Source organism: Verrucomicrobiia bacterium, assembly GCA_019634635.1.
Classification (GTDB): domain Bacteria; phylum Verrucomicrobiota; class Verrucomicrobiia; order Limisphaerales; family UBA9464; genus UBA9464.
This window is the reverse complement of record JAHCBB010000006.1, coordinates 17,715-42,673: the sequence shown is the minus strand read 5'-3', so window position 1 is coordinate 42,673 and position 24,959 is coordinate 17,715. Positions and strand designations below refer to the sequence as shown.

20 protein-coding genes and 1 tRNA gene are annotated in these 24,959 nt (G+C 66.6%); 14 read left to right on the top strand and 7 right to left on the bottom strand.

Annotation, left to right across the window (positions count from 1 at the left end; genetic code table 11):
- Positions 1-535: 535 nt before the first annotated feature.
- On the bottom strand, positions 536-1,114 hold the full coding sequence (locus KF791_05725; GenBank protein MBX3732074.1) for a hypothetical protein: 579 nt from the start codon (positions 1,112-1,114) through the stop codon (positions 536-538).
- A gap of 28 nt (positions 1,115-1,142) precedes the next feature.
- Between KF791_05725 and KF791_05720 the strand changes: the two genes are divergently transcribed.
- Together KF791_05720 and KF791_05715 are read left to right on the top strand one after the other, a co-directional pair.
- Complete coding sequence (locus KF791_05720) at positions 1,143-1,709, top strand: adenylyl-sulfate kinase (protein ID MBX3732073.1); 567 nt, start codon at positions 1,143-1,145, stop codon at positions 1,707-1,709.
- The gene (locus KF791_05715) at positions 1,706-2,008 is read left to right on the top strand and encodes a hypothetical protein (protein ID MBX3732072.1); all 303 of its coding nucleotides are present in this window, start codon (positions 1,706-1,708) and stop codon (positions 2,006-2,008) included. The genes KF791_05720 and KF791_05715 overlap by 4 nt, the downstream gene beginning before the upstream one ends.
- A gap of 124 nt (positions 2,009-2,132) precedes the next feature.
- On the opposite strand, the gene KF791_05710 is transcribed toward KF791_05715, so the two are convergent.
- Together KF791_05710 and KF791_05705 are read right to left on the bottom strand one after the other, a co-directional pair.
- Entirely contained in the window at positions 2,133-4,703 is a 2,571-nt protein-coding gene (locus tag KF791_05710; protein ID MBX3732071.1) for an insulinase family protein, read from the bottom strand.
- A 212-nt stretch (positions 4,704-4,915) separates the two neighbouring features.
- Positions 4,916-5,230, bottom strand: a complete 315-nt coding sequence (locus KF791_05705; protein ID MBX3732070.1) for a hypothetical protein — start codon at positions 5,228-5,230, stop codon at positions 4,916-4,918.
- Between the two features lie 89 nt (positions 5,231-5,319).
- Here KF791_05705 and KF791_05700 point away from each other — a divergent pair, with 89 nt between their 5' ends.
- Both KF791_05700 and KF791_05695 read left to right on the top strand, forming a co-directional pair.
- Positions 5,320-5,916, top strand: coding sequence for a phage holin family protein (locus KF791_05700; protein ID MBX3732069.1), 597 nt, complete (start codon positions 5,320-5,322; stop codon positions 5,914-5,916).
- 14 nt (positions 5,917-5,930) lie between these two features.
- Positions 5,931-7,139: a L,D-transpeptidase family protein gene (locus tag KF791_05695; protein ID MBX3732068.1), complete on the top strand. Its 1,209-nt coding sequence runs from the start codon at positions 5,931-5,933 to the stop codon at positions 7,137-7,139.
- 141 nt (positions 7,140-7,280) lie between these two features.
- Here KF791_05695 and KF791_05690 read toward each other — a convergent pair whose 3' ends face one another.
- Entirely contained in the window at positions 7,281-8,192 is a 912-nt protein-coding gene (locus KF791_05690; GenBank protein MBX3732067.1) for a diacylglycerol kinase family lipid kinase, read from the bottom strand.
- Positions 8,193-8,338: 146 nt separating this feature from the next.
- Between KF791_05690 and KF791_05685 the strand changes: the two genes are divergently transcribed.
- The 4 genes from KF791_05685 to KF791_05670 all read left to right on the top strand — a co-directional run bounded on the left by KF791_05685 (position 8,339) and on the right by KF791_05670 (position 15,898).
- Positions 8,339-8,414 (top strand) — tRNA-Ala (locus KF791_05685).
- A gap of 113 nt (positions 8,415-8,527) precedes the next feature.
- Positions 8,528-9,847: a 3-deoxy-D-manno-octulosonic acid transferase gene (locus KF791_05680; protein MBX3732066.1), complete on the top strand. Its 1,320-nt coding sequence runs from the start codon at positions 8,528-8,530 to the stop codon at positions 9,845-9,847.
- A gap of 59 nt (positions 9,848-9,906) precedes the next feature.
- Positions 9,907-15,324 (top strand): lamin tail domain-containing protein, encoded by a 5,418-nt coding sequence (locus KF791_05675; GenBank protein ID MBX3732065.1) that lies wholly within the window; start codon positions 9,907-9,909, stop codon positions 15,322-15,324.
- Positions 15,325-15,472: 148 nt separating this feature from the next.
- Positions 15,473-15,898, top strand: a complete 426-nt coding sequence (locus tag KF791_05670) for a hypothetical protein (protein MBX3732064.1) — start codon at positions 15,473-15,475, stop codon at positions 15,896-15,898.
- A gap of 78 nt (positions 15,899-15,976) precedes the next feature.
- Here the strand turns inward: KF791_05670 and KF791_05665 are convergent, their stop codons facing one another.
- Positions 15,977-17,041 (bottom strand): class I fructose-bisphosphate aldolase, encoded by a 1,065-nt coding sequence (locus KF791_05665; GenBank protein ID MBX3732063.1) that lies wholly within the window; start codon positions 17,039-17,041, stop codon positions 15,977-15,979.
- A 150-nt stretch (positions 17,042-17,191) separates the two neighbouring features.
- Here KF791_05665 and rpe point away from each other — a divergent pair, with 150 nt between their 5' ends.
- On the top strand, positions 17,192-17,863 hold the full coding sequence (gene rpe, locus KF791_05660) for a ribulose-phosphate 3-epimerase (GenBank protein ID MBX3732062.1): 672 nt from the start codon (positions 17,192-17,194) through the stop codon (positions 17,861-17,863).
- A gap of 21 nt (positions 17,864-17,884) precedes the next feature.
- On the opposite strand, the gene KF791_05655 is transcribed toward rpe, so the two are convergent.
- Positions 17,885-18,775 carry a type II secretion system protein gene (locus tag KF791_05655; GenBank protein ID MBX3732061.1) on the bottom strand — a complete coding sequence of 297 codons (891 nt, stop codon included), beginning with the start codon at positions 18,773-18,775 and terminating at the stop codon, positions 17,885-17,887.
- 179 nt (positions 18,776-18,954) lie between these two features.
- A complete protein-coding gene (locus KF791_05650; GenBank protein ID MBX3732060.1) occupies positions 18,955-19,728 on the bottom strand; it encodes an NIPSNAP family protein in 774 nt (257 codons plus the stop codon).
- Between the two features lie 224 nt (positions 19,729-19,952).
- Between KF791_05650 and KF791_05645 the strand changes: the two genes are divergently transcribed.
- The 5 genes from KF791_05645 to gyrB all read left to right on the top strand — a co-directional run bounded on the left by KF791_05645 (position 19,953) and on the right by gyrB (position 24,954).
- Complete coding sequence (locus tag KF791_05645) at positions 19,953-20,615, top strand: imidazoleglycerol-phosphate dehydratase (protein ID MBX3732059.1); 663 nt, start codon at positions 19,953-19,955, stop codon at positions 20,613-20,615.
- 69 nt (positions 20,616-20,684) lie between these two features.
- Positions 20,685-21,293, top strand: coding sequence for a sigma-70 family RNA polymerase sigma factor (locus KF791_05640; protein MBX3732058.1), 609 nt, complete (start codon positions 20,685-20,687; stop codon positions 21,291-21,293).
- A gap of 53 nt (positions 21,294-21,346) precedes the next feature.
- Positions 21,347-21,811, top strand: coding sequence for a hypothetical protein (locus KF791_05635; protein MBX3732057.1), 465 nt, complete (start codon positions 21,347-21,349; stop codon positions 21,809-21,811).
- A gap of 47 nt (positions 21,812-21,858) precedes the next feature.
- Positions 21,859-22,332, top strand: a complete 474-nt coding sequence (locus KF791_05630; protein ID MBX3732056.1) for a hypothetical protein — start codon at positions 21,859-21,861, stop codon at positions 22,330-22,332.
- Between the two features lie 135 nt (positions 22,333-22,467).
- A complete protein-coding gene (gyrB, locus tag KF791_05625) occupies positions 22,468-24,954 on the top strand; it encodes a DNA topoisomerase (ATP-hydrolyzing) subunit B (GenBank protein MBX3732055.1) in 2,487 nt (828 codons plus the stop codon).
- Positions 24,955-24,959 lie beyond the last annotated feature (5 nt).

The window sequence follows — 24,959 nt, the reverse complement described above, 5'->3', positions numbered from 1 at the left end:
CGTGCCCCACACTGATTCGGGTCACGCACGACCTGGCACCAGCCGGGTCGGCACATACTGGCTCAAGGGCGGTTGGAGTGGCTGGCCGAACGGACGGAGCGTGGGAATCCACATCCCGGAATTTCCAGTGCCCTTCGGGCCTCGACACCGGTATGAACCCGACTATGGATTCTTCCCAGGTGCCCGGCGACGGCGGGGTGACCCTCGTGTACCGCCGGCAGGATTTCGACGATGGCATTCCTCACGACTTCCCCGACGACCTGCGCGCCTGGCAACCCGCCGTCCGGCTGCTGCGTCAGGTGTCGGAGGCTGCCGACGCCTTGCCCGGAGACGCCGCCCCGAATCCCGAGGCCCGGATCGTGGCCCGGATCGTCCTGTGGTGTCTGCTGACAGGCCGCTACGCTTCCTGGGACATGGAGGCCCTTTGTGCCGAGGAACCACTCGCCCGGCACCTTGCCGCAGGGCTGACCCCCTCGCATGCGGACCTGCATCAGTATCGGAGGCGCCACGAAGCGGCTTTGACATCCGCCATGAGTCACGTCCTGCGGGAGGCGATTGCCAACCGCACCGGCGCCCACGTCGTCACCGACTGTGACGCCGAGGCGGCTCGCCGGTATGAGCGGGCCCGCAATGCCGACGCCATCGGCCCCAACTGAATCCCCTCGCCACCGCCGCGCTGCCTTCCACAGGTCACGGTCCGGTTGGTGTGCTGCCAGGGGACCAGTTGCGTGAACACCGCCTTCCAGAAAGACTCCGATTCACTGTGTGCGATGGCCACCTGCCGCCGGGCCCAGGCGTCGGCACGGCGGGCGCGGATGGTGAAGGCGATGCTGACGACGGTGACGGCCAGCGGCAGGACGGCGACGGCGCCAGCGGCACCCACCCGGGACGGGTGCCGCCGGTAAAACAGCTGGGGCTGGTAGCCCAGCGTGGGGGGTGCCGCGGTGACCGGCTCCCGGTTGAGGTGCCGCCGCAGGTCGGCTGCCAGGCCGTTGGCGGTGGCGGGGCGGCGATCGCGATCCCGTGCCAGCGCCTTCACCACGATCAGGTCCAGCTCGCGCGCGACGACACGGGCGGTGTCAAACATCGCTGCGGAACGCTTCCGCGTTGTCATCAGGCGGCACGTTTGGAACGTTCGGCGGGTGGCAATTGTGTTCTGGTTGTTCGGACGCTCTGGCGCCGGCAAGACAACCCTCGCCAACCTGTTGTGCCGGGAACTGCGCGCGGGGAACCGGCCGGTGGTGTTCATTGACGGCGATCTGGCGCGCTCCGGGCTGAGCTCCGACCTGGGCTTTACGCCCGGTTCGCGCACCGAGAATCACCGGCGCGTCGCCGAAATGGCCCGATTGGTCAGCGAACAGGGCATCACGGTGGTGGTGGCCACCATGGCCCCGGAATACGAACAACGGGACCGCGTCCGCCAGGTGCTGGGCGACCGGATGGTCTGGGTGCATGTGGAGGCCCCCCTGGAGGAGTGCTTGAAGCGCGATCCCAAGGGTCTGTATCGCAAGGCCCAGGCGGGCAAATTGGACCTCCTGCTCGACTATCCTTTCGATCCACCACGGGCCAACGAACGCGACTTCATCGTCAACACCGCCACCGCGCCCGTTGAAGCGTGTCACCGGCAGCTGCTTGCAGAGGTCCTTCGCCGGCTCGGCGCACTCGAGTCGCCCGCGCCGCCCCAACCCCCTTCCCCCTCCGGGCAATGAGCGGCGTTTCGCGTCGGAACCTTTTCCGCCTGTTCGCAAAACCGCTCGCCCCGCTGCACCCGAAACCGGCGCCCGAGACCCGTCCCGATCCCACCCGGGTGGCGGTCATCCAGGGGCGCCACTGCACCGCCATCTATGACGGCTGCCGCCGCTGCGTGGACCAGTGCCCGGTGCCTGGCGCCCTCGTCATGGACGCGGGACTTCCCATGGTGGACCCGGGGGCCTGCAACGGCTGCACCGTCTGCCAGCAGGTCTGCCCCGCACCCACCAATGCCGTGCGGATGCTTCCGCGTCCTTAGGGGTCCCCTTCCCCTCACCCGCCCGGCGGCTGAGCAGCTGGTCCTCCGGTTCGGGGGGCCCCGGGCCTGAAGGGGGGACGCCTGAAGGGGGGACGTTTCCCGGCGGCCCGCCGACACGCGGTGGTCAACCGCCGCCGCGAATGACGGAGAGGACGGCGGACTCGGGCTGCAGGTAACGCTCGGCCACGGCCCGCACTTCATCGAGATTCACCGCGGCAAATCGTTCGTCGTCGCGGTCCCCATGGTCGAATCCAAGGCCATGCAGCTCATCCAGGGCGGCGGCGAGGGCCGTTTGTCCGAGGTCCTGACGGGCAATCTTCCGGTGCCCGATGACCTTGGCCTGGGCCCGCGCAAGCTCCTCCGCGGTGAGTCCCTCCAGGCACAGCGAGGCCGCCTGGGCGCGCAGCTCCTGCTCGACGCGTTCGCAGTGCCCTGGGGAGGTGCCACAGTAGAAGGCGAAGTAGCCCGGAGTCCTTCCGACGAAATGGGACGCGCCCACGTAGTAGGCGAGACCGAGTTCATCCCGGATGCGCCGGAAGAGCCGGCTGCCGAGGTCGGAGCAGGCCTCCTGCAACAGCTCCAGCGGGTACCGGTCGGCCCCGTCGAACGTGGTGCCTTGAAACCCAAGCACGATCACCGCCTGTTCCTTGTCGCGGCAGACCTCGGACCGCGGGGCGCCCCGCTCTCCCCGGCCCACGGTCCACGTCGGTGCGCCGCCGGAGGAGGGCCAGTCCCCCAGAATGGCCTCCACAGCGCCGCGGACTGCATCGGCATGGATGTCGCCATAGACGGCGAAGACCGTGTTTTCCGGTGTGACCAGCCGGGCGTAATGACGCCGGAGATCCGCCACACCGAGACGCGAGACCGCGGGTTCGGTTCCGTGCACATCCAGCCCGTACCCGGCGTCCCCGAACAGGCTGCGGCGCATGGCCTGAAACGCGCTGGCAAGCAACTGGTCGCGCTGCCCGCGGATGGCGGCGAGCTGGGTCGCCCGTTCGCGATCCAGGGCCGGCTCGGGAAACGCCGGATGCCGCAGCACCTCGGCCACGAGCTGGAGGCCGGTCTCGAAGTCATCCCGTAACACCTCCGCCGAAATCCCAAAGCTGTTGTTTCCTGCGAAGGGATCCAGGCTGCCGCCGAGGCCTTCGATCTCATCGGCCAGTTGTTCCCCGGTGCGGCGCGTGGTGCCCTTGACCAGCAGGCGGGACAACAGGGCCGTGATGCCGTTGTCGGTCACTGATTCGGACAACACCCCGCCTCCGATCGCCGTGCGAAATTCAACGAACGGCAGCCGGTGGTCCTCTTTCACCAGCAGCCGGAGGCCGTTGGGCAGGGTGAACTTGCACACCGGGTGTTCGGCAAACGCCGTGGTCACCGATGCAGCGGGGGGCACGGCGCCACGAGGCAGCAGCGCCACGGCCGTCCGGTTGGTCTCCGTGAGGTACTCGCGGGCGACCCGCCGCAGGTCCTCGGGCACCAGCCGGACCACCGCCGCCAGGTAGCGCTCGCTGAAGCCCAGGTCATTGGCGAGGATCCAGTTGGCGCCCAGGTCCATCGCCTGGCCTTCCATGGTCTTGCGGGAGGAAAGCATGCCGGCCGTAAACTGCTTCACCGCCTTCGACAGCTCGGTGGACGAAACCAGCTCGATCTTCATCCGCTCCACTTCGGCCAGGATGCCGTCGCGCGCCGCGGCGGCCTTGTCGCCGTCGCAGACACTGCTGACCCCGAACAGGCCCTCCAGCCCGGGCGAATAGATCCACGCGTTCACCGAATGGGCAAGACCCGCCTCCTCATGGACCGCGCGGTACAGCCGGGAGCTGCGGCCGCTGCCCAGGAGGGTCGAGAGTACGTCCAGGGCCGCGATGTCCGGGTGGCGGGGTTCCGGTATGTGCCACGCAAGGTGCAGGTGGCCGAGTTCGATGGGAGCCTCCTCCATGACCTCGCGCGGGGCGGTCTGGACCGGCTCGATGGCCGGTGAGGCCACGGGCACCGGGCGCGCTCCGCAGCCCGCATACGCCGCGGTGATCCGGGCCAGGACCGCCTCGGTATCGAAGTCACCCACCAGGACGAAGAAGCAATTGTTGGGGGCGTATTTCTCGGTGTAGAAGGCGACGAGGTCTTCGCGGGTCACACGGTTGAAGATGTCGGGCACGCCAATGACCGGATACCGGTACGGGCTTCGCGTATAGGCCGTTTCGAAGAGCCGGCGTCCGGAGCGCCGTCCGGGATCATCCTGCCCCATGTCCATTTCCCGCCGGATGACGTCGAGTTCGCGGACCAGTTCGTCTGCAGGAAGCGTGGCGTGTTGAAGGATGTCGCAGAGGATGTCCACCGCCACGAGCACGCCGGTATTGGGGACATTGATATAGTACACCGTTCGGTCGAACGACGTGAAGGCATTGATGTAGCCGCCGGCGGACTGGACTTCCTGGTCAATACGACCCGCGGGACGGGTCGTGGTCCCCTTGAACAGCATGTGCTCCAGAACGTGCGACAGGCCCGCGCCCAGCCAGCGGCCCTCATCAATGCTGCCCGCACGGCACCAGGCCTGGGCGCTGACCACCGGGGCGCTGCGATCCTCGCGGAGGATCACCTCCAGACCATTGGGCAGGGTCACCAGACGGACCCCTGGGGGCATGGCGAGCACGCGGTCGGCAGGCGCGGACGGCGGCAACTTCAGATGCGCTTCGTTCAAGCCCGGGAGGGTACGCGAGGATGGTTCCCCTGTCACCGGGAGGTTCTCGCCGGTCACGACGGTGGAGGACACCTATTCGGGCGGCTGGCCGCGCAGCGTGACTGTGCAATGGACCCTGAACGCCGGAAACAGCGGCGTCATCCGCAGCGCGGCGGGGTTGGCTCTCGCGGAGACCGCCGGCAACTTCGTGACTCCGGCCTCGGGGCCAGGAATCAGTCCGGGTGGCATTGAGGTGGGGGAATATGCGCCGAACCGCCTCCCGGCGGCTCCCCGGTCGCCGGCGGCGCGGTCACTCTGACCAAGGAGTTGAACTTCCGGCAGACCGGTCCGGAAGGTCCGGTCTTTGATCCAATCGAGCAGGCCTCCGTCACGGCCGCCGTAATCGCCTCGCCCTCGAATTCCCCGCCCGTGCTGCCGACCGCCGCCTCGCTGAACCGTCCGGCGGGCGACGCGATGTCGCTGGTGAAGCTGTCGGTGAACGTCCCCGGGATGCCCGTGCAGATTCCCGACACCTTCTTCCTGTCCACCACACCGGCTCCCCAAATCTCATTCCCGACGTTCGACAGCCCCGGACGGCTCCAGCACCTTTCTTCCGAGGCACGACGAGTTCGTGATGATGGACGCGGATGGCTGCCCGGTGCTCGCTTGCGGCGACGCCAGCCTGGGCGAAGCGATCCGCGGGCGGCAGCCCCGCCCGGCCGGCGCTCACTCTGCGCTTACTCCCCGCCCGGCCTCTGGGCTAGGGTGTCCCCGCGTGGAGCCGGCATTTCTTTCATTTTTAAAGCGGTGGGTGGTCACCACCCTCGCGGTGCTGGTGGCCGCCCAGGTGGTGGGCGGCATCCGCTACGATTCCACCGCCACGGTCCTCGTCGCCTCGCTGCTGCTCGGATTTCTCAATGCATTTGTCCGCCCCCTGCTGCTGCTGCTTTCCCTCCCGCTGCTGGTGGTCTCTCTCGGGCTGTTTATCGTGGTGATCAATGCGCTGCTGCTGTTGCTGGTGGCCGAACTGGTGAAAGGATTTGTGGTGAACGGATTCTGGTCCGCGGTCTGGGGCAGCCTGGTCATCAGCGCGGTGTCCATGCTCACCAACGCCTTGATGGGTCAGGGACCCAGAATGGACGTCCGCCGGAGCCGGCACGGGTCCCACAAGGGCACGAGCAGGGACAACGACAGGAACGACCCGCCGGGCGGCGGACCCGTGATTGACGTCTGAGTCGGATGCTGCCCATGCCCCGTTCCCGAAAACCTGCGTCGAACCGCGGGCCGGCACGCCGCTCCCGGGGAGGCCGCGGCCTCCTGATCTCCCTCCTGCTGGGCGTCACCGCGGCCGGCATCTGGTGGTGGATCCGCAGCCGGGAGCCCGCACCGGTCCCCTCCGCATCGCCCACCGGGAACCCGGCCGTGGGTGCGCCTCCATCCGCCCGCCTTGCGCCTCAGATCGCCGCCCCGGAGCCCTCCGCAACCTTCGCGCCCGTGACGGCGCACCCCCTCCCTCCGTCGGTGCCAGTCCCCGCCCCGGACCTTCCCACCGCGCCGTTATCCCCGCCGATTCCCGAGCCGGCACGCCCCATGCCGTTCCTGCCGCGCATTGCGACCAACATGCTGGAAGTGCAGATCGTCCTCGCGAGGCACGGCATCGGCTCCGGCTCGATTGACGGTGTCGGCGGTGCCCAGACCGAGGCGGCGTTGCGCGCCTTCCAGTACCAGCAGGGCCTCGACGAGTCCGGCCGTCTCGATCGTGACACGGCGCGCGCGCTCCAGCTGGAAAGGCCGCCGCTGCAGCGGCATCAGGTGACGGCGGAGGATGCCGCGCCGGGAACACCCGTTCCCGACACCTGGCTGGCCAAGTCGCGCCTCAAAAGACTGGACTACGCCTCGCCCCTGGAGCGGCTCGCGGAGCGGACGCATGCGCATCCGAAGCTGCTGCGCCGGTTGAATCCCGGCGTGGACTGGGACTCCCTCGTGCCCGGAACCCGGATCGAGGTGCCCGACGCCGCCTACCCCCCGCCGCGCCGGGCCGCATTGATCCGGATCAGCCTTGCCGGCCGGTATCTCCGTGCCTACGACGACGAGGGGCATCTGCTCGTGCATTTTCCAGTCAGCATCGGTCGCCTGGCCTCCAAGCGGCCCGTCGGTTCCTTGAGCGTGGTGGTCGTGATCAAAGACCCCGATTACACCTTTAATCCTGAAGTGTTTCCCGAGTCCGAGGAGGGCCGGCGCCTCGGCCGTCGGCTGCTGCTGCCGCCGGGACCCAACAATCCGGTGGGAGTCGCCTGGATTGGACTCAGCCGCCCCGGCTACGGGATCCACGGCACGCCCAGTCCCGAGCAGGTGGGCCGCACCGAAAGCCACGGCTGTTTCCGCCTCGCCAACTGGGACGCCGATCATCTGCGTCGGATGGTCCTGGTGGGGACCCGGGTCAACGTGGAGCCGTAGGCCTGGAAACGCACGGGAACGACCCAAGCCCGGGGGAAAGGCGGGCCCTTGGGATGGCGGGCTCGACGCGCCGGCTCATCGGCGGACCACGGCACTTGCGCGCCCCGTTTCCGAGATCATCCGGACGAACGCCGAACGTCTTCAGGTCGCGCCCGCTTCCGGTCTGTCCGCGACCGCGGGTGCCGCAAGTTTCAGCGCGCGGGCACGGACGGTGATCGTTGCGGGCAGCCAGCCGACCAGGTCGCCATCCAGTTGCAACGGCACCGGCGCGGCGGATTCCAGGGTCAGCATGGGTCCCCGGAGCCGGACCACATCGCGAGAACCGGCAACACGGTCGCCGAGGAGATGGAGGAAGACGCGAAGAATGACCGGCCAGGTCACGCGGGGAACGAGCGTGAAGTCGAGGAGACCGTCGTCGAGGCACGCCCCGGGGAACAGCGGGAAGCATCCCCCATAGAAGCGTCCGTTGCCGATCGCCGCCATTTCGACGGTGTGGGCCCCGGCCACCAGTGGTCGGTGCGGAAGCCGCATGGCGCGAACGCCCGCCCAGACGTATGCCATGGGTCCCAACCGCTTCTTGAGTTGCCAGTTCACCAACCCGATCGCCTGGGAGTCCAGGCCGGCACCCGCCAGCAGGATGAAATGACGCCGCTCACGCGCTCCCTCCGCGGAGGAAAACTCAGCACAGGGCAGGTCCACCAACCGGTGGGCGCCGGACCGGATCCATGCCCACGCCCCACGGAAGCCGGCCGGCACGCCCAACTCCCTGGCCAGGACGTTGACTGTGCCCAGCGGGATCACTCCGAGGCGGGTCCGGGACAGCCCGTCCGGGTGATCACAAAGCCCGTTGAGCACCTCGTTGACCGTGCCATCCCCGCCGGCGGCAACGAGGCAATCATGGCCGTCGGCGACGAGCGTTTGCGCAAGCACCCGGGCATCACCGGCGTGCCGGGTCGGCACCACGCGAACATCCGGACCAAGGTCTGCGAGATGCTCCCGAAAACGGACGGCCTTCTCACCACGCGCCGCGGGGTTGAAGATGATGCCGATCACGCCGCACCAGCGTGTGTTCCCGGGGAAGTCCGGGACAGGCGAAAGTCCCGCCGTTGTCCGCGGGACCCGGCCGGCGATCCCCGACGGCGCGCGCTTGCCATCAGGTCCCGGCTCTGCCATCCATGCGCCCGCCATTTCGGGGATGCGGGGCCGTAGCTCAGTTGGTAGAGCGTCTCGTTCGCAATGAGAAGGTCAGGGGTTCGAATCCCCTCGGCTCCACCACCTCCGGCCGCATCCCCTTCCGACGCCAGGCACCCGCGCCGCTTCGCGTCACCGGTTCGTAACTTTTTCTTCGTCCGGGAGCCGCTTTCGATACCGTCGCCCGCGCCACACCGGTGAAGCGCGCCCTGTACAATCTCCTGCTGAACGCCGGTTTCGTCGTCACCGCCCCGTTCTACTTCCTCAAGATGTATCGGCGCGGCAACTGGGTCGCCGGCTTTGGACAGCGCTTTGGACAGTACGACGGCCGCCTCAAGCAGGCCCTGACCAACCGGCGCATTCTCTGGATCCATGCCGTCAGCGTCGGGGAGGTCGCGGTCTGTGCCCGCCTCGTGACGGCCCTCGAATCCCGCCTGCCCATCCACAAGTTCGTGGTGTCCACCACCACATCCACCGGCATGGGAGAACTCCAGCGGCGCCTGCCCGCCCATGTCTCAAGAATCTACTACCCGATTGACCGGAGGAAGCACGTCCAGCGCGCCCTGGGCGCCATACATCCCGAGGCCATGATTTTCGTGGAGGCGGAAATCTGGCCCAACATGATCTGGGGGCTTCAACGCCGGGGCCTGCCCTATTTCCTGGTCAACGCGCGGATCTCCAACCGCTCCTACCGGCGGTACCGCCTCGCCGGATTCCTGTTCCGCGAACTGTTCGCCGGGTTTGCCGGGGTGGGTGTGCAGAACGAGTTGGACGCCGAACGTCTGCGCCATCTGGGGGTCCGTCCCGATGCCCTGCATGTCGCGGGGAGCCTCAAATTCGCCGAGGCCCCCCCAACGGTTGGACCGAGGCTGGACGTTGCGGGTTTGCTGGCAATGGTTGGCGTGGACCCCGCCGCCCCGGTACTGGTCGGAGGCAGCACGCATCCTGGAGAGGAGGCGATTCTGGCAGGCATCACCCGGAGGCTCCGTGACCGGTTCCCAAACCTGTTCCTGATCCTGGTCCCGCGACATCACGAGCGCGGCGCCGAGGTGGGACGCGAACTGGAGTCCCTGGGCCTCCGGTTCGCCTACCGAAGCGAGCTGCGCCCCGGGATCCGAAAGGCCCCCGGCACGGTCGAATGCCTCCTCGTGAACACCACCGGCGAACTGCGCTTCTTCTACGAACGGGCGGATGTCGTTTTTGTCGGCAAGTCCCTGACCGTTGGAGGCGGCCAGAATCCTGTCGAGCCCGCCGCGCTGGGAAAGGCGGTCGTGTTCGGTCCGCACATGGGCAACTTCCCGCAGGTGGTTCCCCAGTTCCTTGCGCAGGACGGTGCGGTTTCCGTGGCGGACGCCGCAGCGCTGGAACAGGTCCTCGGGGAACTCCTCGCCGATCCGGACCGCCGGGCGACCCTTGGCGAAAATGCCCGGAAGGTGGTGCGCAACAACCTGGGCGCCCTCGAGAAGACCGTGGAGATGATTGTCCGGGGGCTGGACGAGGCATCCCGGCAACGCTGAAGCCCAACTCCACAGGGCCTGCTTTTGACGGCTTCGCCTGATTCGTCAGACTTCTTCCAATGCCTCTCCTCCCCGCCGGCCGGGCCTGCTGGCTCACTCCGGCCCGCCTCCTGACCCTCGCCGGAGGGCTGCTCCTGGCGGCCCTGACGGTCGCCGCCCGGCAATCCGACGGCGACGCCCCCCGGGTGGTCGCCGTCAGCCCGGCCCCGGGCATCGTGACCGGGCTGCGCCAGATCATGGTGATGTTTGACCGCCCTGTGACCGGTGTGGCGGCCGGCGACTTCCTGGTCAATGGCAGCCCGGCCACGCAAATGGCCGGCAGCGGGTCCCGCTATACATTCAGCTTCGCCCAACCGGCGTTCGGGACCGTCGGAATCTCCTGGGGGACGTTTCATCAAATCCGCGACTTCGGCACCCCTTCGCAGTTCTTCTCCATCACCGGGCCGGGGGCTTCGTGGAACTACGAGTTGATTGATGTGAACGGACCCGAGGTGTCCCGCCGCCAGCCGCCCGCGGACATCACCGTGCGCCACCTGCGCGAAGTGGAGGTCACCTTCAACCGGGCGGTGCGCGGTGTGACCGCCGACGACCTCCTGCTGAACGGGACATCGGCCGAAATGGTGGTCGGATTCGGCGCCGGACCCTACCGCTTCGTCTTCACCGAGGGCGCTCCTGCGGGCCCTGCAACCCTGTCCTGGCGTCCGGAGCATGAAATCGTCTCCGAGGAGCCCCTGCCCCAGCCCTTCCGGGGCCAGGGTCAGAGCTGGGCCTGTCGGGTGGATCCTGTGTCACCGCCTCCCCAGGTGGTCCTGAATGAATTCGTGGCCGAAAACCAGTCCGGACGCCGGGACGAGGACCAGGATCCGGAGGATTGGATCGAGCTGCACAACCAGGGTGACACCCCGGCAGCTCTGGCGGGCTGGGCGATCGGGACCCGCAGGGATCCGCAGCGGGCCTGGACCTTCCCGGCGGTAACCATTCCCGCCCGCGGCTTCCTCCGGCTCTGGGCCTCGGCCAAGGACCGCCCTGGGTCGGGGGCCGGCCGCGAGGCGCACACCCACTTCAAACTGAATCCCACCGGGGGAACGCTGCGCCTGTTCGGACCGGAACTGCCGCGGGAGATGGTGGACTCCGTGGACTACGGCCCGCAGGGGGCGGACTACGCCTACGGACGCCAGGGCGACGGCAGCGGTCTCGGAAGCGAGTGGCGTTACTTCGCGATGCCCACCCCGGGTGCGTCCAACGGGATCAGCACCTTGACGGGCATCACCGCCCCGGTGCATTTCAGCGCCGGACGGGGCTTTTACGACACGCCGTTCCAGCTTTCTCTCGCCTGTGCCACCCCGGGTGTGGTGATCCGGTACACGACAAACGGGAGCGCTCCCACGGCCTCCGAGGGGCAGGTGTATCACGGCCCCATCCTCATCAACGCCAACCGCGTGGTCCGGGCCATCGCGACCCGGGAGGACCGGCTTCCGTCCGGGGTGGAAACCCACACCTATCTGTATGGGCTGATGCCGCGGCATCGGGCGCTGCCCGCGCTGTCGCTCGTCACGGCCACCAACCACCTCTACGGGCGCACCGGCATCATGGAGTACAACCCGCGGAACACCGACAAGCACGGCCCCGCGTGGGAACGCCCGGTTTCCGTGGAATACATCCGTCCCGAGGACAACTCGGGGTTTCACGTCAACGCGGGCCTCCGCATTCAGGGGGGCGGCTACATCCGCAGCCGCTACAACTACCGCAGCGGCAGCCTGCCGGAGAGCAAGTATTCCTTCCGCCTCTACTTCCGGGGGGAATACGGGGCCGGGCGCCTGCGCTACCCGCTGTTTCCGGGCACCACGGTGGATGCTTTCGACACCATCGTCCTGCGCGCCGGCATGAACGACCCCAGCAATCCGTTCATCAAGGATGAGCTGTGCCGCCAGTTGTCCTCGGATCTCGGCATGGCGGCCAGCCATGGCACCTTCGTGCACCTGTTCCTCAACGGCGTGTACCGCGGATACTACAACCCGGTGGAGCGGATTGATGACGACTTCCTCCGCGACTACCACGGAGGCGGCGAGGACTGGGACCTGATCGCCTCGATGAGCGAGCTGCGGGAGGGGGACAAGGTGTCGTGGAACCAGTTGCTGCAACTCGCCCAGACTGCGCCGGCGACCGACGAGGCCAGCTATCGCCGCTACCTGACCCGGCTCGATGTCACCAACTTCGTGGATTACCTGCTGATGCCCATCTACGCCGATGTGGACGACTGGCCGCACAACAACTGGCGGGCCGCACGGGAGCGGACGCCCTCCGGCCTGTGGCGGTTTTATGCCTGGGATGTGGAATGGAGCTTCGGCGATCCCAACGGTCACGGGGTGAGCTTCAACACCATCACCGGCCAACTGTCGTCGTTGAGTCCGCCCTGGGGGGGCACCGAGATCGCCCGCCTGTTCAACAGCCTGAAGAATCATCCGGAGTTTCGCCTGCTGTTCGCAGACCGGGTGCACCGGGCCTTCTACAACGGCGGCGCCCTCACCGACGACCAGGTCCGGGGACGCTACGAGGAAATCAAGGCCCGCATGCGGGTGGGCGAGACCATTCCGGGATTCCGCAACAACCTGATTTCCAACTGGATTGTCGGACGCCGCCGTCACGTGCTCGCGCACCTGGAGCGCGCCGGATTCCACCGCTCGACGAACGCCCCGGGATTCGCACCGTTCGGGGGCGTCGTCCCGGCAGGCCACCGGCTGACGCTGACCAATCTCGAGGGGGCCATCTACTACACCACCGACGGCTCCGATCCCCGCGTACCCTTCAGTGGCGCCGTGGCGCCAACCGCAGGGGTCTACACCGCGCCTGTTGTTCTGGATCGTGCCGTGCGGTTGCGTGCGCGTTCGCTGGCAGGGGACCAGTGGAGCGCACTCACCGAGGCCGGGTTTGGAATCGGAGGGGCCGGCGTCCCGGTTCGAATCACCGAGTTGAATTACAATCCGCCCGGTGGCGATGCCCATGAGTTTATCGAACTGACGCACACCGGAACCGCCCCTGTGGACTTGTCGGGCTTCCGCTTCGAAGGGGTTGACTATCGTTTCGCCACCCCGTTTCCACTCCTGCAGCCCGGGACGCGCCTGGTGCTTGCCAGCGCGACCCAGCCCGCCGCATTCGCCGCACACTATCCCGGAGTCGCCGTGGCCGGATATTTCGGTGGGGCGCTGTCCAACGGCGGCGAGCGCATCGCCCTGCTGGATCGTGAGGGCCGGGTGGTGGACTCCGTGACCTATGATGACGAGGGAGCGTGGGATCGCGCGGCAGACGGGGGCGGACCGTCCCTCGAACTGATCACCCTGACCGGGGATCCGGAAGCCCCGTCCTCATGGCAGTCCAGCCGCCAGCCCGGAGGCTCACCGGGTGCCCCGAACGCACCGCGAAGCCGTCCGTCCATCGAACTCAACGAGGTGGCCGCACTGGTCCAGGGCAACGACTGGATCGAGCTGTCCAATCGGGGGTCCGAGGCTGTTGCGCTCGGAGGATGGAGCCTCACGGATGCGCCGGCGAACCCGCGCAGATTTGTGTTTCCCTCCGGCATCACGCTCCCGCCCGGCGCCTTCTTGCAGATCACGGCCGGAACAACGCCCGTCGCGGGCGGCGGGCTGAACACCGGCTTTGCCCTGAATGCCGCCGGGGAGTCGCTGGCCCTGTTCGATGCGGCCACAAACGTGGTGGACTCGGTGGTCTTCGGCGCGCAGGCCCGCGGATTCACCCTCGGTCGGACGGGCCCCGATGGAGACTGGACGCTCTGCAACCCGACGCCCGGCGCCGCCAATGAGCCCGCCACCGCTGCGCCGGCGACCTCGCTGGTGCTCAATGAGTTGATGGCCAACGACGGCGACGCCGCCGGGTGGATCGAGCTCCACAATCGCGCCCACTTTCCCGCCGTGGTCACCGGTTCCTCCATCGCCGTCAGCGATGCCATGATCCACGTCCGATCGCCGGTCTTCATCGAGCCGGGCGGTTTCGTGGTGTTTCAGGCCCCGGGCGGCACCGGACCCGCCCGCCTCGGATTCCCGATCCCGGCATCCGGAGGGCTTGTCGCCCTGTCCGATCCCTCCGGCGTTGCGCACTCCGAGGTCACCTTCGGTCCGCAGGTTCCCGGCGTTTCAGTGGGGCGGCTGCCCGACGGCGACGGCGACTGGAATCCCCTGCCTTTCAGCGCCACCCCGGGAGCCTCCAATTTCCTGGCGGCTCCCGGCAGAACCCTCCGCTTCAGCGAGCTCATGGCGCACAGTGCCGGAGCAGTCACCACTCCGGGTGGCGCCACGGCCGACTGGGTGGAAATCGAGAATGCATCGGAGAGCCCTCTCGACCTCACCGGGCATCAGGTGCGCCTGCTGGGGCATCGTGCCTGGACGTTCCCACGCAATTCCGTGATGGCCTCCGGCGAACGCCGGGTGCTCTGGGCGACGGGGGATCGGCTCCCCGATGGTACGCCCAACCTGGGTTTTTCCCTTCCCGAACTCGGCGGCACCCTCGAACTCCTCGATCCCGTCGGCCGCCTTCTGGACCAGCGTGTCTTTGGATTCCAACTCCCCGACCAGTCCGTGGGACTCACGCCGGACGGCTGGCGCCTGATGGAGCGGCCGACACCCGGTGCCGATAACGCCGGCGCGGCTCCCTTGGGCGACGTCCAATCCGTGCGCATCAACGAGTGGCTGGCCGTCAGCACACCAGACCCGGAGTGGTTCGAGCTGATCAATCCGCAATCCCTGCCGGTGGACCTGGGGGGCTGCTATTTGACTGACGATCCCTCGCGCAGCGGCGCAACGCGCTTCGAGATCGTACCGCTCAGCCTGGTCCCGGCCGGCGGGTATGTGCAATTCTTCGCGGACAACCGTCCCGACCGTGGACCGGATCACGTCAATTTCCGGCTCAACCAGCTCGGGGAATCCCTCCGACTGTCTGCGCCGGACCGCACGCAGGTGGATGCCGTGCATTTCGGCGTGCAGGCGCTGAATCTTTCGGAAGGCCGGGTGCCGGACGGCACGCCCCGAATCCTCCGCCTTCCGGTCCTCACGCCCCTGGCGCCCAACGTCCCGCCGGACTTTGATTTCGACGGCGACGGGCTGCCCGATGCCTGGGAACTCACCTTTGGTTTTGATCCGGACAATTCCGCGGATGCCACTGAAGATGCCGATGGCGACGGTCAGACAAATCTCGCGGAGTTTGTTGCCGGCACCGATCCCCGCGATCCGGCGAGCGTCCTGGCCCTGCGGGTGGACCTCGGTCCCGGGGACGGGATCACCCTGAGATTCACGGCCGTGACTGGTCGAACGTATCGGCTCCTTCGGCGGGAGGCCCTCGACGAATCCCACGCATGGGACCTCGTGGATGAGGTGAGCGCCGGCGACGCCGATCGTGAGGTGGAAGTTTCGGATGCGCCGCCCCGTCCGGAAAGTACGGCGCAGCTGTACCGCCTTCAGGTCCGTTGAGCCCCAACTTAATTCGCTTGACCCGCCATGGCGCGAGATGGAGAAGGCTGGCCAGAGATTCACGATGGCACCGCCGCAAAATTCGGCCGGCACGGGAATCTCCACCTCCGGCGCAACCGTGAATCCCGAATCCAAACCCCGTTGGCCAGTGGTTTTGGCCGTCATCGGCATTGTCGTGTTGGGCGCGCTCTGGCTGCGGCCCAGAACACCACCACCGGCACCGCCTGAACCGCCCGCGTCCAACCGGCCGGCCGGGGGTGAACTGGTGGAAGATGCGCTGGACCGCTACTACAGCCAGGCGGGGGTGGCGCTTGCCCGGGTCAACAACGGGGCGCAGCCCGAATCCGCCGCGCTCCCGCTGCTCACGGAAATTGATGCCTCGCTGATCTTCCTGAAGGAGTCGTTTGACAGCCTGCCGGCACCCGCAAAGGACAAGGTTCGCGCGGTGGCACATCGCCAGTTGAACGACTTTTCGCTCCTGGCCGACCAGGTGGCCGGCTCCCAGGGCACGAGTGTCGAGTTCAAGGCGGCAACACAGCAACTCCTCTCCCGACTCAAGGGGTTCGCGGACTGACGCCACGCGGCCGCACGAACCGCAGCTGCAACTCCCGGGGCCGGCGGGTGGATCCAGCCTGCCGGCCGCAACACCATGTCACGCCACCGTGACGTCGGGGCAAAGGTACACGTCCTGGATGGTGTTCAGGAGCTTGACCCCCTCGGCCATCGGACGCTGAAACGCCTTGCGGCCGGAAATGAGCCCCATGCCGCCGGCGCGCTTGTTGATCACCGCGGTGGCCACGGCCTCCCCGAAGTCGTTGGCCCCCGAGGCGCCGCCGCTGTTGATGAGACCGGCGCGACCGAGATAGCAGTTCGCGACCTGATAGCGGCAAAGATCAATCGGATGGTCGCTGCACAGCTCGCTGTACATGCGCTTGTCGAGCTTCCCATAGCTGGAATCGCCGCTGTTCAACGCCAGGAACCCTCCGTTGTTTTCGGGGAGCTTCTGCTTGATGATGTCCGCTTGGATCGTCACGCCGAGGTGATTGGCCTGACCGGTCAGGTCGGCGGACACGTGATAATCCTTGTCCTTCTTGAAGGCCGGGTTGCGCAAGTAGCACCACAGGACCGTCGCCATCCCCAGTTCGTGCGCCTGCGCAAACGCCTGGGCCACCTCCACGATCTGCCGCCCCGCATTCTCGGACCCGAAGTAGATCGTCGCGCCCACCGCCGCCGCCCCCATGTCCCACGCCTCCTTCACCGTCCCGAACAAAATTTGGTCCGCCTTGTTCGGGTAGGTCAGCAATTCGTTGTGGTTGATCTTCACCAGGAACGGGATCCGGTGCGCATACCGGCGGGCAACGGAACCCAGCACGCCATAGGTGGACGCCACCGCGTTGCATCCGCCCTCGATGGCCAGCTTGACGATGTTTTCCGGGTCGAAGTAGGCGGGATTCTTCGCGAAACTGGCACCGGCCGAATGCTCGATGCCCTGATCCACGGGCAGGATGGACAAGTAGCCCGTGCCGCCAAGGCGCCCGGAGGCATGAAGCCGCTGGAGGTTCGCCAGCACGCGGGCGTTGCGGTCCGAAGGTGCAAACAGACGGTCCACAAAGTCCGGTCCCGGCAGGTGCAGCACCGATTTGGGAATCTTGGGAGTTGAAAAGTCGAGGAGCGAAGCGGCCTGGTGGCCCAGTGCCTGGCGAATACCGTCAATCATCGTCGGAGCAGCGTAGCAACCGGTGCTCCGGCTCCAAGTCCGGACTTCAACCCGGGCGGTCAATCCCGAGGCAGGGGCACCGGTCGCACCCGCCTTGGGACGGCCGCCCGCTGATTGACCGCCGTCGCAAGGTCTCGCAGGATCCCGGGAATGATCATCGCGCCCTCGCTGCTGGCCGGCGATTTTGGCCGGCTCGCCCGGGAGGCGGAACGGGCTCATCGTGCCGGAGGGGACTGGCTGCATCTGGACATCATGGACGGCCATTTCGTGCCCAACGTGTCCTTCGGGCCCGCGGTGGTGGCCGCCGTCCGGCCTCATTTCCCACGATATCGCGACGTCCATCTGATGTGTTCCAAGCCCGACATCCTGCTCGAACCGTTCGTGAAGGCGGGAGCCAGCGGGCTCACGATTCATGTCGAACTCGGATCCCAGGTCACTCCCCTGCTTTGGAAGATCCGTTCGCTGGGACGGCAGGTCGGCCTGGCCGTGAACCCGCCGACGAACATCAACGAGGCGCGCCCCTTCGTGCGCCAGATTGACGTCCTGCTGATCATGACAGTGAACCCGGGGTTCGGCGGGCAGGAGTTCATCCACGAATGCGTGCCCAAGATCCAGCAGGCGGCCGCGTGGCGGCGGGAGCTGGGGCTCGACTACCGCATCGAGGTGGATGGCGGCATCAACCCGGACACCGCGGCCGAGTGCGCCCGGGCGGGAGCCGACACCTTCGTCGCAGGCACGTCGCTGTTTCACCAGCGCCAGCTGGGCGCAGCGGTACGAAAAATGCGGCGCGCCGTGGCCGCGGCCGCGGCCGCGCGCGCTTGATGCCGGCCGCAGAAGTCAGGGTCAGGGCCAGCCGCCGTTCCGGGTGTCCAGGCTGTACCAGGCGTCGTTTGGCCCGTTGAAGCGCGGCGCCGCCGGCCAGACCGTCGTGCCCGCATAGTCCGGCGTGAACCACTTCTTCATGTTCATCGTAAAGGCACGGCCCGACAGGTCGCCGAACGTCGCCACGCCATTCACGTCCTCGGTCTGGTCCCGTCCGCGGCGGGAACGTCCGTGCCGCTGCGAAATCCCTTCAAACGGCGAACTCCCCACATCGTTGAACAGAAAATCACTCTGCTCGGCCGGAGCCTCCCACATCAACATCCCGGTGGGGCGCATCGCCCCCAGCTTGAATTTTGAGGTGGGGGTGGCAGAGCCCGACGACTGGAATCCCACGGTGGAGCCGTTCCACAGGTAGCTGGTGATCTTGATGTTCCGTCGCCGGTAGTCCGTCGCCCCCCGACCCGATCCCCGCTCGGCAAGGTCCTTGGGGCACGTCAGGACCTTCTCAGTGCCCAGATAGTTGCCCAGCTGGCTCTGCCGGAAGCTGGCCACCTGGTTCGACCAGACGGCCGCATCGCTGCGCCCCTGTCCGTTTTGGATGCCCCTCGCCGTGCACCAGCTGTCACGCACATCACAGTCCCCCCAGCTCGCGTACGGGATGTAGTCGTTGTTGTCGGCGGCGAACAGATTGGCGGCCAGGACCACCTGGCGGATGTTGTTCAGATCGTTGGCCAGCCACGCCCGCTCCTTGGCCTTTCCGAGAGCCGGCAGCAGCATGCCCGCAAGAATCGCGATGATCGCGATCACCACCAGGAGCTCGATGAGGGTGAAGGCGCCGGCCGTGGCGCCGAGGCCGGGGGGGCCGGCACTCCTCCGATCAGGTTCGCGACCGGACGCTCCTTGGGTCGTCATGGCTGGCGGGAATTCACGCGGATCGGAGGCGAACCGGCTCAGAAAGTCAACTCCGCGCCGCCGCATTCCCAGCAGTTCTCGTTTCCATCCCGACGCCCGGACCGTTCCCACCCGGGACCGCGCGGCACCCGGCGCAGGATTGGGGGCATGGGAATCCGAACGGGGTGCCCCGACGACGGTCACCGGGTCGGCGAAAAATCGGCCGGCAGCAGGAACAGGGATTTCACCCCGTCGGGCACCGTCAAAGAGCCACCGGCCGCCTGTTCGCTGGCGCCACGGGCGGCCACCCAGACCGGATCCTGGCGGAAGGCATCGAAGGAAGCCCTGGCCGCCGCCTCGGAGGCGTGCGTCAGGAAGTACAGCAGCGTGACATCCGCCTCCGGTTGGTCGGGCATCTTGTGAAAATAGGCGTAGTTCTTCATCCCGTGTTTGGCGAACAGGCCCACCGTGTGATCCCGAAACCGCGAGTCGAGGGCCGCCAACCGCCCGGGCGGGGTCGTGTAGGTGCGCAATTCAAACACCCCGCCTCCGGAGACGTCTCCGGTCCGCACCTCCGGGGAATAGTCCGTGACAACCAGGAATGGGTTCTCCACCCGGGTCACCAGGGTTCCTTGAGCCTCGCTGGCCTTGTAGGCCGCCTGCCATTCCGGGTCCTCCACAAACGCCTTCCACGATGCATCGCGCGCCGCGCGGTCCGGATAGCGCAGGAGGAAAAAGATCCGGTCGTCGGTCTCCGGAATCGGGAGCCAGTAGCCAATGCTCTCAATCCCGTGCTTGCGGAACAGGGCCAGCGTGTGGTCCCGGAACCGCTTCAGCAGGGCCTCCCGTTTGCCGGGGGCGATGGTGTAGATGCGAAGCTCGTAACAGGCATTTGGATTCACGGCGGCAAGGATTCGAGGGGCCAGGGCGGCCGCCGCGATCGGCGTGTGCAGAAGGAATTCCCGGCGATTCATGAAGGGTGCTCGTGATTGCGGCGGTGAACCCGCACCGGAGTCAAACGAAAACCCCGAACCCAAGCTCAAATTCCCGGGAGTTCGGGGATGGATCCGGGCAGGGACGCCCGACGGCGGACTGCGCCGTCGGGGTCGCGGACCTGATCTGAGCCGACCAGAGGCCCAACGGAAGGGCGCGGGGATTTTGTCTTGGTCGCCGGAAGGCGGTCCGCTTTGCTCGGTGCATGCCGAAACGGTCGGCCACTCTCCGGCGCACCACCTCGGAAACGGACATCCAGCTCCGCCTTGTCATTGACGGGCGGGGCACCGCCGCGGTGCGCACCGGACTGGGCTTCTTCGATCACATGCTTACGGCGTTTGCCCGGCACGCCGTGTGTGACCTGAAGCTCACCTGCCGCGGAGACCTCCATGTGGATGCGCACCACACGGTGGAGGATTGCGGACTGGCCCTCGGTCAGGCCTACCTCAGGGCCCTCGGTGACAAGCGTGGCCTCCGCCGCTACGGGACCGGATTCGACCCCGGAAATCCGTTCACGGGAGAATCCTATGTACCTATGGACGAATGTCTTGCAAGATGCGTTATTGATTTCAGCGGCCGGCCGTTCCTCGTCTGGCGGGGTCTCGATGAGCTCGCCCCGCGGCGGATCACCCGCGCCGAGAAGGAGCAGGACCAGTCCTCGGCGTTCCGGTTCGGACTGGCCCGGGAGTTTTTTCAGGGATTTACCAACGAGGCGAAGTGCAATCTCCATCTGGAGCTTCTCTACGGCGGCGAGCCCCACCATGTCGTCGAGTCACTGTTCAAGGCGTTCGCGCGTGCAGTGGATGTTGCCTGCCAGCGCGATCCCCGCATCCGCCGGTTGGTGCCGAGCTCCAAGGGCCGCCTGTGATCGCGGCCGTCCTCGCGCCGCCCGCCGGCCGCCCGCCCGCGAGTGAATAACCGCCCGGCCATCGCGTCCATGCCCACGTCATTGAAACGGGATTACGCGGCGTCGGCGGACGACGTCCTGGTGGGTTGGTCCCAGCAGGGCGACATTGAGGCCTTCGAGCAGCTGGTATTCCGCCATCGTGACAAGATTTTTGCCCGGGCAATGATGATGATGCGCAATGAGGAAGAGGCTCTCGACCTCTCTCAGGAAGCCTGGGTGAAGTCCTGGCAGCGCCTGCAGCAGTTCCACGGGGATTCCTCGTTCGCGACGTGGATGACCCGGATTGTCATCAATCTCTGCCTCGATCAGATCCGGCGACAGAAGAAGGCGCGATCCGAATCCATTGAGCAGTTGGAGGAGGAAGGCGGCGGCGTCGAGCGGCACCTGCCGATCGAGGCGGTCAATCCCACGGAAGGACTCGAGAAATCGGAGCTTCGGCGGCGGATTGACGAGGCGATTTCGAAGCTGACCGAGGCGCACCGGGTGGTGATCGTCCTCCACGAGTTCGAGGGACTGCAGTACAAGGAGATCGCCGACCGGGTCGGCATTTCCATTGGAACCGTCATGTCCCGGCTTTTCTACGCGCGACGCCGTCTGGCAGGACTCCTGCAGGCGGTCCGCCGGGAACGGGCCGAATGAGCCGCAGCTCCCGCGACCCCCTCGTTGCCGACACCCCTCTTTTCCAACGGACCATGAACAAGGAAACCTGCCTGCAAGTTCAGGCGCTGGCCGACGGCGAACTCGACGCCTCGCATCGCGAACGCATCGCGCAACGCTGCGCGCAAGATCCGGAGGCGGCGCGGCTGGCCGAATCCATCGCAGCGCTGAGGGCCGCGCTGCAATCCCACGAACCCGACCACGCGGTGTCGGAATCCCGCGAGTTCTACTGGAGCCGGATTCGCAACCGGATCGAAACCTTGGAGGCCGCAGGAGCCCGGCGCCGGGTGCCGGCGGGGCCCTCATGGCTGCGCTGGCTGGCCCCTGTGGCCGGGTTGGCCACCGTGCTGGTGGTCGCCGCCCTGCTGAAGCCGGACGAGCCGGTGTCCAGAACGTTCGCTGCCATGGGTTCGGGAACGTTCCCCGGTGAATTGGCGCAGGACACCTCCGTGACCTACCGGTCCGATGCGGACGGCGTGACGGTTCACTGGATCCCGTGATTGCAGACCCGCGGCAATTGGTCCCCAATCCCGTCGTTCGAAGTTCTATGTTCGCCAGCTCGAAATGGATCCCGCTGTGCCTCCTGCTACTGGGGTCGCCATCCCTGCTGCGGTGTGTCGGGGAGGAGTTCACGGTCGAGGCCCGGCTGGTATGGGGCACCAACCAGCCCAAGCCCGCCGGTTCCAGCTTCGCCCCGCTGGATGACCTCAGCCGGGACAAGGTTCGGCCGTTCAAATGGACCAACTATTGGGTCGTCAACACCGTCCTCACCGCCGTACCCCGCGGCAACCCCAAGCTGGTCCCCCTCAGCCCCAAGTGCGCCGTTGACGTCAACGACTTGGGCAATGGCAACGTGGAGATCCGCCTGTTCGAGCTGAAGGAGGGCGCCGCCCCCAAGCTGGTCAAGCCGGTCCAGCACTCGCTGGCGGCGCTGCGGAAGGGGGAATACTGCATCCTCGCCGGGGACGACAAAAAGGTCTGGGACGACGCCTGGTTCGTCATCCTGACCCGGGGCCGCTGAATGGGCGCCGAGGACCGGGGTGGGCCCGGCTTTGTGGCTCTGTAGATTCGGGGAGATTCGTATTGAGGCCCAACGCCCGGTTGGTAGCCTCCGGGTTCACGATTCCGGCCTCATCAGGACCGGCTCCTGAACATCATGGCAGACAGCTCCCCGTCCTCGAATTACGACGCATCCAAACTCGGGAAACTTGAAGGCCTGGAGGCCGTCCGGAAGAAGCCCGGGATGTACATCGGCGGCACGGACGAGCGGGCCCTTCACCATTGTGTCTCGGAGGTCCTCGACAACTCCGTGGACGAGCATCTCGCCGGTCACTGCGACCGGATCGAAGTGACCATCCATGTGGATGGCTCCATCTCGATTCGCGACAACGGGCGGGGCATCCCCGTGGACATCCACCCTCAGTACAAGATCCCCGGGGTGGAGATGGTGCTGACCACGCTGCATTCGGGAGGCAAATACGGACAGGGCGGGTACAAGTTTTCGGGAGGCACCCACGGCGTCGGGGCCAAATGCGTCAACGCCGTCTCGGAATGGTTCGAGGTGGAGGTGAGCCGCGATGGCAAAATCCACCACATGGAATTCGAGCGGGGCCGGACCGTCCGGAAACTCGAGGTGATCGGCAAGGCCAAGGGCACCGGCACCCTGATCACCTTCAAGCCGGATGCGGAGATCTTTCGCGAGACGGTCGAGTTCAAGGTGGACCGGATCTCGCAGCGCCTGCGCGAGCTCGCGTTCCTCAACTCGGGATTGGAGATCGTTTTCCAGGACGAACGGTCCCCGGAAGCCAAACCGGAGACCTACTACTACAAGGACGGCGTTGAGGAATTCGTCAAGCAACTCAACAAAAGCAAGGGGGTGATCCACCCCAGGCCGATCGCCATTCGCAGGGAAAACCAGCTGCGTCATGACGACAAGGACATCGAAATCCACGCCGAAATCGTCCTGCAGTACAACGACAGCTTCACCGACCAGGTGTTGTGCTACACCAACACCATCCACAACCCCGACGGCGGCGCCCACCTCACGGGATTCCGCAATGCGCTCACCCGTTCCATCAACCAGTACGCCAAACAGAACAACCTTCTGAAGGACAAGGATCCCCAGATCACCGGGGACGACGTGCGGGAGGGCCTTGCGGCAGTGATCTCGATCAAGCACAGCGATCCCAAATTCGAATCCCAGACCAAGGTCAAGCTCCTCTCCCCCGAGGTGGAGAGCATGGTGGGCTCGGCGAGCTACGAGGGACTGATGAACCACTTCGACGACAACCCGGGCGTTGCCAAGCGAATCGTGGACAAGGCCCTCAACGCCGCCCGGGCGCGGGAAGCCGCCCGCAAGGCCCGCGAAGCGGTGCGCAAAACGGCGCTGTCGGGCGGCGGCCTGCCCGGCAAGCTCGCCGACTGCTCGGACCGGGACCCGGTCAACTGCGAGCTCTACATCGTCGAGGGCGATTCCGCAGGCGGGTCGGCCAAGCAGGGGCGCGACCGCAAATTCCAGGCCATCCTTCCCATCCGGGGCAAGCTGATCAACGTCGAGAAGGCCCGCTTGGACAAGGTGCTGCAGAATAACGAGATCCGGACGATGATCACCGCCATCGGCACCGGCATCGGTGAGGGCGACGGCGAGGGGGCCTTCCAGATCGAGCGGCTCCGCTATCACAAGGTCATCATCATGACCGATGCCGACGTGGACGGCTCGCACATCCGTACCCTGCTGCTCACCTTCTTCTACCGGCAGATGAACCGGCTGATCCGCGAAGGCCACGTGTACATCGCCCAGCCGCCGCTGTATTCGGTGACCCGGAAGAAGCGGACGGAATACGTGGACGACGATGCCCAACTGAACCGCATCCTGCTGCAGATCGGCACTGAGGAGGTGAAGTTGCGCAACCTGGCCGACGGCCGCGAGGTGCCGGCGAAGCAGCTGGAGGAGATCCTGTCCCTCCTCGAAACGCTCGACAAACACGCCACCTACATCCGCCGCCAGGGCGGCGACTTTGCGGTGTACGTGGAGCGGCGCGGACGGGACGGACAACTGCCGCAACACCTGGTCAAAGTGCGGGAGGGCAATGACGAGACGATTCATTACTTCCTCACGACCGAGGATTTGGACGCCTTCAAGGCCGAAAACCCCGACTTGTTCGGCGACGCCGAAGCGCGGGAACGGGTGGAAAAGGCCCGGGGACAGACCCGGCGCGCCGCCCACGCGGACCTCCATCTTGAGTCCAAGGCAATCGGGGAACTGCTGGGGCGGCTTGCCCGCAAGGGGCTGGCTGTTGAGCACTATTCCACGCAGGACCAGCCCCTCTTCGAGTTGATCGAGGGCGAAGGCGACAAGGCCACCGTCAAGCCGGTCACCTCCATCCCTCAGATCCTCACCGAGGTGAAGGCCGTCGGGAAAAAGGGCATCCAGATTTACCGGTTCAAGGGCCTGGGTGAAATGGACGCCAAGGAGCTCTTCGATACCACGATGGACCCGCGTCGCCGCAAGTTGCTCCGAATTGACCTCACCGACGCCGTCGAGGCCGAGGAGATGTTCACACGCCTCATGGGGGACGAGGTGGAACCCCGCCGCCAGTTCATCGAGGACAACGCCCTCAACGTGCGCAACCTCGACGTGTGAGGATT